5 protein-coding genes are annotated in these 11,879 nt (G+C 39.4%); all 5 read left to right on the top strand.

Going from position 1 to position 11,879, the window contains the following annotated elements:
- The first annotated feature begins 29 nt into the window (after nt 1–29).
- The 5 genes from QK890_RS01205 to QK890_RS01185 all read left to right on the top strand — a co-directional run bounded on the left by QK890_RS01205 (nt 30) and on the right by QK890_RS01185 (nt 11,870).
- The gene (locus tag QK890_RS01205; RefSeq protein WP_367627122.1) at nt 30–2,378 is read left to right on the top strand and encodes an ABC transporter permease; all 2,349 of its coding nucleotides are present in this window, start codon (nt 30–32) and stop codon (nt 2,376–2,378) included.
- A 12-nt stretch (nt 2,379–2,390) separates the two neighbouring features.
- On the top strand, nt 2,391–4,721 hold the full coding sequence (locus tag QK890_RS01200; RefSeq protein ID WP_032539283.1) for an ABC transporter permease: 2,331 nt from the start codon (nt 2,391–2,393) through the stop codon (nt 4,719–4,721).
- Nucleotides 4,722–4,730: 9 nt separating this feature from the next.
- Nucleotides 4,731–7,121 carry an ABC transporter permease gene (locus tag QK890_RS01195; RefSeq protein WP_032539282.1) on the top strand — a complete coding sequence of 797 codons (2,391 nt, stop codon included), beginning with the start codon at nt 4,731–4,733 and terminating at the stop codon, nt 7,119–7,121.
- 165 nt (nt 7,122–7,286) lie between these two features.
- Nucleotides 7,287–9,515 carry an ABC transporter permease gene (locus QK890_RS01190; protein ID WP_367627121.1) on the top strand — a complete coding sequence of 743 codons (2,229 nt, stop codon included), beginning with the start codon at nt 7,287–7,289 and terminating at the stop codon, nt 9,513–9,515.
- Nucleotides 9,516–9,539: 24 nt separating this feature from the next.
- On the top strand, nt 9,540–11,870 hold the full coding sequence (locus QK890_RS01185) for an ABC transporter permease (protein ID WP_032539280.1): 2,331 nt from the start codon (nt 9,540–9,542) through the stop codon (nt 11,868–11,870).
- The last annotated feature ends 9 nt before the right edge of the window (nt 11,871–11,879 follow it).

Here is an 11,879-nt window from a genome sequence, read left to right as displayed (position 1 = left end):
GAAACACTATTTGTATAAACAAGAACCAAATGATACGACACTATTTTAAAATCGCATTCCGAAATCTGCAGAAATATAAAACTCAGAGTATCATCAGTGTTATCGGATTGGCTGTAGGAATTACCTGCTTCACGCTTGCTACCTTATGGATACGCTATGAAATGACATACGATACTTTTCATAGAAAGGCCGACAATATCTATATGGTTAGAGCACAGCTCAAATCGGCAACCGGTGTACTAAGCAATTCACTGCCATATCCTGCCATGGAATATCTGAAAAAGAATTTACCCGAGATAGAAGACATCTGCGGAATCTCTCCCATAAGACGGAAACTTCAGTTCAATGACAGGAGTGAGAATCTGCTGACTGTCGAAGTAGACTCTGCCTTTATCAACATGTTCGATATACGTCTCCTAAAAGGAAATGTCAACTTTCTTAAAGAAAGAGGAAAAGAAATAGCCATCACCGAATCGCTGGCTAAAAGTTGGTTCGGAGAAGAAGACTCTTTAGGAAAAGAGGTTGAGTTGGGAGGGCGTCTTTGCCGGATATGTGCAGTCGTCAGCGATTGGTCACAACACTCCAATCTGGCATACAGTATCTTGCTACCCATCCGCCATTACCCCGACTGGTTAAGTGAAACGGAACAAATATTTATTCGCATACGTTCCAATACGGACATCGAGAGCTTTCAAAAAAGAGTATCTGCTATCAACCTCTTTAAACAAGAAAAAGAGAGCAGTTTGGGCCAATTGGCCATAACGCCGATTACCTCACTCCGCTATTCAGATTACTTAAATAGAGACGAAATCGTTATTTCGTTTAATTATATCCGTTATTTTGCCATAGCAGGGGCTCTGGTCATCCTATGCTCGCTATTCAATTACCTGACTCTCTTTATCAGTCGTCTTCGCATGCGTGGCCGTGAAATGGGACTTCGCAAAGTTTGTGGTGCTACAGACCATTCACTGTTCGCACTATTCTCCATCGAATACCTGTTAGTATTGATTGCCGGATCTGCAACAGGAATGGTCCTTATAGAGTTATGTTTATCACGATTTATAGAACTGGCACAAATATCAGAAACAACATCACTATATTCAGAAGCAATGATATACATCATTGCGGTAATTATCCTGTCATTTATCATTTCACAAATCCCTCTGTATTACCTCAGAAAACGGACTTTACAAAATAATATTCAAAACAAAAAAGAGACCGCCCAACGGGGGATATTTCGCAAATCCGGATTGGTCATGCAGTTAATTATCAGCTTAGGCTTCATTTTCTGCACAGCTGTCATGATGAAACAACTTTATTATCTGAAAAACACAGATCTGGGTATGGAACGACACAACTTAGCCAACGTTGCCATCTGGATGAAGGGAGGTGATATCAATGAATGGAATACTAAAATTGCCGGTTTGCCCATGGTTACGGAAACTTTGCCGCCACACTATTTCCCGATCATTCCCACAGGGCCAATGATGTATACAGAGATCAACGGATGGGATGGACAGAACAAAACAAATGATGAAACATATTCGGTCGGTATCATGCCTTCGGGCGAAGATTTCTTCAAATACTACGGATTGCATTTGTCGGAAGGAGAATGGTTATCTGATAAGAGTATTACAAATGATGTTATCATCAATGAAACCGCCGCATTAAAATTCGGGTGGAAAAGTGCCGTCGGAAAGAAATTCTACTCAGAATACGACGGACAGAAAACATTCTATCATGTGATAGGAGTTGTGAAAGACTTTAGCCATCTTCCCCCTACGGTTGCTCCGCAACCTATCGCCTTTGTCCGTGCCGAAGAGCAGCAATATTTGTGGGGACGTGCCAGTATCCTATTCAAGTTTAAAGAAGGAAGCTGGAAAGCTTGTCTGGACACAATTCAAAAAATGCAGAACGAAGATTTCCCGTCTTCTTTCATGAGACTGTATAACGAAGAAGAGGAATACAACAAATATCTGCGCTCCGAAGATGCACTTATGACCTTATTGGGAATTGTTTCTTTGGTCTGTATCATTATCTCCATTTTTGGCATTTTCTCTCAAGTGACTTTGTCATGCGAACAACGACGTAAAGAAATAGCTATCCGCAAAGTGAACGGAGCTACCATAAAGAACATCTTGCAGATGTTCTTTAAAGAGTATTTCATTCTTTTGTTTATAGCCGCCATCATTGCGTTTCCAATCAGCCACATCATCATGCAAACATGGATTGAAAGTTACATCCGGCAAACGACTATTCCGGCCTGGATGTACGTCGCCATCTTTACAGGCATAGCGGGAGTTATTGTCATCAGTATTTTCTCAAGAGTATGGAGTGCTGCCCGGCAAAACCCGGCAGAGGTAGTAAAAACAGAATAAAAGAGGAAAAGTATGATACGACACTATTTTAAGATTGCTTTCAGAAACTTATTGAAATATAAGGCCCAAAGTATAATTAGTATAATCGGACTGGCTATGGGATTCACCTGTTTCGCTCTTACCGTTTTATGGATTCGCTATGAAATGACATACGACACTTTTCACGAGGGAGCCGACCGAATCCATCTAATATACAAGAAATCCATACTGGATGCTACAGGATTTGATAAAACGGTGCCATATCCGGTTTCAACTTCTTTAAAAAGAATGCTCCCTGAAATAGAGGATGCATGTGCTTTTGAATTTTATAAATCGGATATAACTGTCAATGACGGTGCCACACAACAGCTATACCGGATCAATGCTGACTCTTGTTTCATGAATATGTTTCGGATACGGGTTCTTGAGGGAAACCTTGACTTTTTAGAATCAGCCAATAAGATAGCCTTGACGGACAAAGCTGCCAACCGTCTTTTTGGAACAGAAAACCCTATCGGTAAAGAAATCAAAGTCTATGGAGACCCCAAAACAGTTTGTGCCATTGTCAACAGTTGGAGCGAACATACCAATTTACCATTCTCCATATTAGGAGGCGGAATACGGCAATGGCAGGACGTCTGGTACAATAATGGATTCTATGTTTTTATTAAACTTCATCAAGGAGTAGATGCCAAGGCACTAAGTAATAAACTGCAGCAAACAGAAATAAAGACAAATAAAAACGAGGGGGCTATCAAGGAGTTATTAATGATGCCTGTCAGTAAATGCCATTACACGATATTGGCAGACAATAATGCCATTCAGTTCAACTATATTATTCTCTTCGCTGTGATTGGAGGTTTGGTGATCCTTTGTTCGTTGATCAACTATCTGTCACTGTTTATCAGCCGCCTATGGATGCGGGCCAAGGAGCTTGCATTACGCAAAGTTTGCGGTTCGTCCAATCGGAACCTGTTTGCTTTACTGACCATCGAGTTCCTGGTTATCCTGATTTCGGCCGGATTGATAGGCATGGCATTAATAGAATTAGTATTGTCGGAGTTTAAGGAGCTTTCGGGAGTGACAGACGGAAATATATATTGGGAATCATCTCTGTATTTTATGATTATTATTGGATGTTCTCTTTGCCTCTTCATGCCCGTCACTCTCTATTTCAACCGACAGACCCTGCACACCAACATACAGAAGAGTAACACAAACAGACATCGATATTTCATTCGTAAGGCAAGTATCCTGTTTCAGTTATCAATCAGTATAGGATTCATTTTCTGTATCTGCATTATAATGAAACAACTCTATTTCCTAAGTACTACAGATATCGGCATAGAACGTAAAAACATTGCTACCTTAAGCTTGTATCCGCAAGACAATCTACCTCCCGCAGCAGATAAAATAGAGCAGATGCCTTCTGTTACTCAAATACTGAAAGGACATTTCTCTTTGCTCCCGAGAACAGTGTCTATGTCTATGGCTTTCAAGGACTGGGATGGCAAACAACCTTCGGACCCCGATATGAACATGGAAGTACTGATGGAAAGTGAGGAATTGGCCCAATTCTATGGCATCCGGCTTTTAAAAGGGAAAATGCTGAAAGAAGGAGAGAGTGACGCAAGCACTATTGTTATCAACGAAACGGCTGCAAAAACTTTGGGCTGGAACGATCCGATTGGCAAGAAATTAATCAGGCCTAACGGAACAGCCACCACTGTCATCGGTTTGGTCAAAGACTTCCACACTACTTCGCCCACTGTTCCTGTAAAACCAATAGCATTCATAGCCAAAGGGTTTTCCGGTTTCTATCTTGGCAAAGGAGATATTCTGATAAAATACAGGGAAGGGGAGTGGCCTAAACTGAAACAGGCTGTTGAAGATCTTTGCCGAAAAGAATATCCGGACACAAAAATCGTATTATCCAACATGGAAGATGTTTATAACGATTATTTAAAATCTGAACATGCACTCTTGAAATTATTAAGCTGTGTAGCAATAGTTTGCATTTTGATCGCAATTTTTGGAATATTTTCGTTAATAACACTGGCTTGCGAACAACGTCGCAAAGAGATAGCTATTCGAAAGGTGAACGGAGCAACACTTAAAAATATACTCTCTATTTTTGCAAAAGAGTACCTCATATTGATACAGCTCTCTTCTCTTCTGGCATTTCCACTCGGTTATGTCATCATGAAGTCATGGTTACAGAGCTATGTGGAACAAACCTATATAAATGCTTGGATTTACATCGTTATCTTGGCAGGAACTACTATTGTCATAAGCCTTTGTATTGGTTGGAGAGTGTGGAAAGCCGCCCGACAAAATCCGGCGGAAGTAGTAAAAACAGAATAAAAAAATAGCATGATACGATCTTATTTAAAAATAGCATGTAGGAATCTTCTGAAGTATAAAGTTCAGAACATACTCAGCATTATTGGACTCTCCATCGGTTTTATAGCCTTTTTGTTAGGTGGCTACTGGTACTACTGGGAGCACCATTTTGACAGTTTTCATCCACAAAGTGAACATACTTATGCCTTGACGACTACCGGAATATTTAAAACAGCCGATGGGTTGGAAGGAGAACTGAACCAAATACACCAGCTGGCAGAGAAAGAGATAATAGCATTCCCTGAAATAGCTAAGGTATGCCATGTCAGCGATGTGAAATATGAAGCAGATGGTAAAGAAAGAAGTTGGATAGGAATGGCAGTAGACTCCACTTTTTTTGATATCTTCCAATGCCGGATGATCGAAGGAAATTATCATAAAACGCCTTATAACGCAAACTTTGTAATTCTGACCCGGAAAATGGCAAAACATCTTTATGGAGACAGCAGCTGTATAGGGAAAGAAGTGAAAATTAATAAAGAAATATCTTACACCGTTGCGGGAGTAATGGAGAATTATCCGCAGAACAGTGATTTTAAGTTTGAGTATCTCATTCTGAATACCCCCCAAGCCAATATTGTGAAGCGTAGCACCACTTATGTATTATTACACTCCAGTGCCAATGCATCACATCTGAATAAGAAAATAACATCTTTCCGGATTAAAGAGGCAGACACTCAAAGGGATACTTATTCCGAATGGCATTTCCACTTACGTTCATTGCCCGAGGTTCATGTCTACTGTTCTCCGGAACTCAAGGGAAGATTTCAACATATCGGCATTTTGGCAACAGCAGGTTTACTGGCTTTTGTCAGTGCGTTAATGAATCTGCTCGTATTGTTCATCGGACAACAGCAACGAAAAGCACGGTATAATTCAACTTTTTCAACTCTCGGAGCTTCTACCCTGAGCTTGGTAGGTAAAAACCTGCTTGAGCTCATTATACCTTTATTCATCGCTTTTTTGATATCAATGGGAGTTTGTGAGTTCTTATTTCCATATTATAAAGATTATACCAGCTTGGTGGCAGAGAGTAACAGTTATTATTTTGGCACGATTCAAAGCATCACCAGACAGGAAATATTTGGAACAGCTCTTTGGATCTATCCGTTATGTTGTGTTGTTTTCCTTGTCATAAGTCTGCTTCCCATCATCGGATTGCTGAAACGAAGCAGTCATGGGACTTCAACGTCCTTACGAAACGGATTAATCATCGGACAAATATTTATTGGTGCTTTATTTCTTTTCACTTCATGTATGTTCTACAGTCAATATAGCTTCATGACACACACAGATAAAGGGCTCGTTACAGACCATATATGGCAAATCGATTTAGGATATGATGCGACTTATAATAAAGACTGCAGTCCTTTTATAGCAGCATTAAAAGAAAGCTCTGCTATCGAAGGAGTGACAGCTTTAACACAGCCGATCCTTGTTTTCAGAGGGGAATGGTATTGTACTTTCATTACCAATTTCCCTATTGAAGGACGGAATTCTGATGAATCTGAGGAGGATAACTGCGTCATCGTACAAAAGAATTTTCTCCCATTCTTTGGGATGAAGATGAAAGAAGGAGAATGGATACAAAATCAAGGAACGGAAGATATCGTTGTCAATGAAACCGGGGCACGCCAACTTAATATCCCTTCCTTAACAGGTCGTCCTATTATCAATAATACAGGAACCGATGCAAAGTCTTATAGAATCAGTGGTATTTTACGCGACTATTACTATTGTCCGATGCAATATCCTCTGTCGAAGACCTTCTTTATGTATCAAAGCAATGCCGATGCTGCGAAAGCTTACAACGGTTTCCGGTACTTCTATATAAAGGTACGTCCGGGAAAAGAAAAGCAAGCATTGGAACATGTCCGGCAGATTTATCCGGAATATAGCAAAGGAGAGATTACTGAAGATGCACAGATCATTCAGCTCTCTACATTGATGGAATTGTTCAACCGGCCGGAAAAGATGATGTTCCGTATTTTCCTGTTATTGGCTATCCTTTGCATTCTCATTTCTTCATTCGGAGTATACTTTCTGGTTTCGCTCTCTACTGAGCAACGCAAGAAAGAAATAGCCATTCGGAAAGTAAACGGTGCACGATTCTCTGATATTTTGTGCCTGTTTTTTAAAGAGTATTTATGGCTGACTTTAACCGGTAATGCGATTGCTCTTCCGTTAGGATATATCTTTATCCGCCGCTGGCTGGAAACCTACGCATACCACACGGGCTTCCACGGATGGCTGTTTATATGTGTGTTTCTTTTTACCGGTATTATTGTTATCCTTTCCGTTATAAAACAAGTAATAATAGCAGCTAAAATAAATCCGGCGGAATGTATGAAAAGTGAATAAGCCGTCAGAGTGCGTATTCGCACCGGAATCGTGCAATATCACACACTGTTTTTGAATGAGCAATAGATGTAATATACATGAATACAGTACTATACAAGTTTGGCACATTTATTGAATCTATAATAACAATAATAAAGACATAAAAACAAATAATACAAACGAATTATGATATTACATTATATAAAAGCTACATTCAGGCAATTGATAAAACACAAAACGCAGACTAGCATTTCTATATTGGGAATCACTTGCGGATTGCTTTGCTTCAGTGTTTGCAATTATTATAATCGTATTTTCAGTACTGGCAATAAAGATTTAGCGACTTATGAACGTCAGGCTGAAATATGGATAGAGGGAAATGCATACCAAGTAAATATTCCAATACAAGACTTTGAAAAAAAAATCGGAAAAGAGAACTTTGAAGCAGTTGCTTTTTATTTCAACGCTAATGCCAAGATTACTTTGGATGAAACCATTTATTATAAGATAAGCAAAACTGAATGCAATGCCGATTATTTCAAAGTATTTCCTGCCAAGTGTGTGAACGGGTCATTACAACAGTTTGGAATATCATATAATGAGGCAGTAGTAACTACTGATTTTGTAAGAGAATTCTGTGGTAATAAATCTCCGTTGGGAAAGAGCATACTAACTGAAAATGGAAGAAACTATACGATTATTGCCGTCATAGAGCCTTATCCGGCAGGAATGAACAACTACCACAATCAGTATGATGTTTTTCTCCCGTTAGCAGAAAACGCTTCATTTGGAGCACACAAAATCTTATTAAAACATGCAGAAGATGCCGAACGGCTCTCTCAATATCTACAAAAGTTGGAACTTTTTCCAAAATTCCCGGAATGGGTACCTCAAATAGTATTAGAAAGCAAAATGGAGCACAAGTCCGGTGCCGAATTATGGATTGCAATTCTTGGGATATTGGTTTTATTGGTAGGTATGATCAACTATTTCTCGTTCAGCATAGGAACATTTGCCAATCGCTGCAAAGAAATCAGTCTACGTAGTACATTAGGAGCTACTTATTCAGGACAATTCATGCTACTTTTCCTTGAACAAGCTGTCGTTATCCTGATTAGTGGAATAATCACCTTAGCTGTCACCGAAAGTTTCCTACCCTGGTTTATAAGTACGTTTTCGTATGAGATGCAAAAAGAATTGTATATTGATACCTATCGGCTCTGGAAATACGAATGCCAATACTTGATTGGGATACTGTCAATCAGTGCCTTAGTCTCTCTTCTTTCATCATGGTATGTTACGCGTAAAACTGCGGCGCAAGGTTTAAAGGGGGGAACTGCTACCGGTCAGCGTCACATCATAAGAAACTCTTTATTGGGTTTCCAACTTTTCTTCTCCCTTTTATTCGTCATTGGAACAGTCAGTATTTGGATGCAGATGCAGGAGTATAACCGAATAGCCAATCCGTACTTGAGTGCTAAAGAAAAGAAAGAAATCATGGTATTGGATATTAGAGGATATAACCGTATCGAAGAGAATCGGCAGGAACTTATAAGTTTTCTCCGTTCACGCCACTGGAACGAAAAAATGGCATATAGTAACAGAGATTATGCTCAGGATTATGGGTTCACAGAACTTATTTACGTTTCAGACGAATATTTTGAATTGATGAATATAGATTGTAAACATCAGGCAGGGGAACCATTTTGTTATGTAAACGAACAGCTATATCAGACTTTACAGACAGATTCTACTCCGGAAATCTATCGTTATCAAAACAAAATATATCCAGTGAAAGGTTTGGTACATATAGGTTGTGACTCACCAAGCGCAAAGCTACTCGCTATTCTGCCCATTTCTGCAATGAACAATGAAATTGGAAAAATTTATATCCAATTAGCCTCCAATGTTTCTCACAAAGATATAGAAGCAGAGATGGCCGGGGAGATAAATCAATATTTGCCGCAAAACGAACCTTTTGAGTTCATCAGCTTATATAAAGAACAAATCGGTCTGAGGACTATCTCACTTATATGGCTATTCATTGTTTGCTCCTCTATTTGCCTACTGATTACGATGTTAGGAATTTATGGTGCAATCAGTATTGACACCGTACGCAGACAAAAAGAGGTGGCTATCCGTAAAATAAATGGTGCACGCCTGTTGAATATTTATTGGTTATTTGGGAAAACCTACCTGATTTTATTCTTAATATCTTCTATTTTAGGGAGTTTGAGCAGTTTGTTTATCATGATTACAGGTAGCCAACATAAAATCATTCTATTTGATTACGCTAACCCATGGCTTTGGATATATTCTCTTTTGCTCTTAATAATAATTATAGCAGGTACTGTTAGCTGGCAAATATACCATATTGCACGAACTAACCCGGCAGAAGTTATTAAAAACGAATAAAAACAAATTACACTATATACCATTATGATACTACATCATTTAAAAATAGCCATTCGCAGTCTCTTGAAGTACAAGACTCACTGCTTGATCTCAGCCATTTGCCTTTCGGTAGGTATGACCTGTTTCTGTATTGTACATTTCTACATTAATGAAATAGATGGCGCCACTCGTCGTCTGCCCAATTTTGAACAGAGAATCGGACTCCGGATCATGAACCCCAACAATAAGGAAGACAGGGCATGGGGATGGTTTCTCACCCCTTCCCAAATCAAAACATTAACAGATCATCCTATACCCGGAATCAAACAGCTCAGCTGCCGATCCTTTGAAAGTCAAGCTGAAGTCGTCTTTATCAATCAAGAACAGGAGGAAAAGCCCTATATTGTATCTTATATAAGTACAGACCCCAACTTCTTCCCGCATTATCAAGCGTCATTCTTATACGGGAATACACTTCCTGTTGAACCTGACGAGGTTGTGTTATCCGAAAGTTGTGCCCGCAAAGTTTATGGAGAAAAGAATCCGGTCGGTACTCTGCTGAAAATAGTACAATTCAAAGAAGAAGAAAAGAAAAAAGACATTTATTACAAAGTCGTTAACGTAGTAAAAGAGTTGCCGAAAGTACTCCGTGTACAAGCCGATATCTATTTCTCTTATCGCAGAGACGATGCCCAGCAAAATGGATTTATTATGGAAGGAGTGTTAGACACTCCTGACGGACTTGATAAAGCAAATGAAAGCTTAAAAGGAGTCCCTTTTCTGCATCGTGGAGAAATGACATATCTTGTTGCCTCCAAAGAAGCCGATTCATATCAAGAGCCACAACGCCTCATTGCTATGGCATTCATCACTTTCTTATCTTCCTTAATTTTGTTATCAGGCATGATTAACTTTTTAAAGTTTATCATACAATCTTTCTATAACCGAAACCGTGAACTGGCATTGCGCAAAAGTATGGGAGCAACTGCCCGAAGTTTGTTCGGACTATTGTTTACGGAAGTTTTCTGGATGCTTACCTTCTCTTTACTTCTTTCGTTGGTATTGTCTGAATGTGTAAGTGGTCTTCTTGTATATTACATTCCGCCAAAAGAAATGATTCCAATAGATATACAAACGTTATACTCTATCCAATTCCAAGTATATTTAGGTTTACTCATAATTTGTGCAATCATTATTCTCTTTCCAGTCAGACGACTTCAAAGATCCGGACTTGCAAGCAATATTATGGGGAAAAGTCATAAACATATTTTCCGCAATATCATGATGTGCATACAACTATGTGTGTGTATTTTCTTCTTGGGAACAGCCATTGCCGTTCATTTATTCAATAAGGAGGATAACCGTCTATACCTTCCTTTATCCGACCAAGAAACAGGCCGTACTTTCTGTCTTCAAATGAATAGCGTTACACTCTATAAAAACAAAGATGCTATCCTCTCACAAATAAAGATGTTACCCGGAGTGGAAGAAACAAGCGCAGCTTTGATGACCGGCTCATTCAACTCTTTCTTGACCAGCAGCTATGAGTCTGCGGATCATCGTACACTTACCATCAATGTCCGGCAAGGTGATCCCAGCTATTTCCAGTTCTTCCGGATTCCATTTCAAGGGGAAACTGTTGATGCCGATGCAAGTAAAGTGGTCTATATCAGCGAAGCCTTCCGGCAACAACTGGACAAAGATTCTATCAGCGGAAACGTGAAATTAGGAGAGGAGAGCTACCGGATTTTAGGAACCTATAAAGCCTGCTACGGAGAAAATCTTTCCGAATATAACCAATACCACATATCCGTATTTTTCCCCACCAAAGAAATATCAGTCATATACATTCGTTTTCGAAATGACATTGCCTTTTCTAAAGCGAAAGCACAAATAGAGAAGGTATGCCGTAACTATGTACCAGAATCACTGGCATTAGACATAGAGCCCTTGAACGTAAGAAAAAGTACGACTCAGGGAATTAGGGACATGATGGGTGATATTTCACTGTTACTTGCTATCATTAGTATATTGCTTGTGGTGTTAAGTGTGTATTCTGCGATCTCCATGGATACCGTTAGTCGGCAAAAAGAAGTAGCCATTCGTAAAATTAACGGTGCTACACCTAAAGTGATCGCTTTCATGTTTGGAAGAGTCTACATCATCCAATTCATACTGGCCTATATGATCACTTATCCATTGTTACGGCTACTGATCATTGATATGACCAAAAGTTCTCCAATCAGCAGTGTCAGCGGATTTGCCTGGGGCATTTACCTGTTCATTGTAATAGGTTTGCTTATCTTTGTAACAACGGCATACAAAATATACAGAGTGATGCACCTCAACCCGGCCGATATCATTAAAAATGAATAATATAAACCA

It is taken from the genome of Bacteroides sp. NGMCC 1.200775 (genome assembly GCF_040798045.1).
Lineage (GTDB): Bacteria > Bacteroidota > Bacteroidia > Bacteroidales > Bacteroidaceae > Bacteroides > Bacteroides hominis.
This window is presented reverse-complemented; position numbering and strand designations above follow the sequence as displayed.

What these genes read in the sequence shown, in the direction of transcription:
- QK890_RS01200 (WP_032539283.1), top strand. Translation starts at nt 2,391, where the DNA reads ATGATACGACACTATTTTAAGATTGCTTTCAGAAACTTATTGAAATAT.
- QK890_RS01185 (WP_032539280.1), top strand. Translation starts at nt 9,540, where the DNA reads ATGATACTACATCATTTAAAAATAGCCATTCGCAGTCTCTTGAAGTAC.
- QK890_RS01195 (WP_032539282.1), top strand. Translation starts at nt 4,731, where the DNA reads ATGATACGATCTTATTTAAAAATAGCATGTAGGAATCTTCTGAAGTAT.
- QK890_RS01190 (WP_367627121.1), top strand. Translation starts at nt 7,287, where the DNA reads ATGATATTACATTATATAAAAGCTACATTCAGGCAATTGATAAAACAC.
- QK890_RS01205 (WP_367627122.1), top strand. Translation starts at nt 30, where the DNA reads ATGATACGACACTATTTTAAAATCGCATTCCGAAATCTGCAGAAATAT.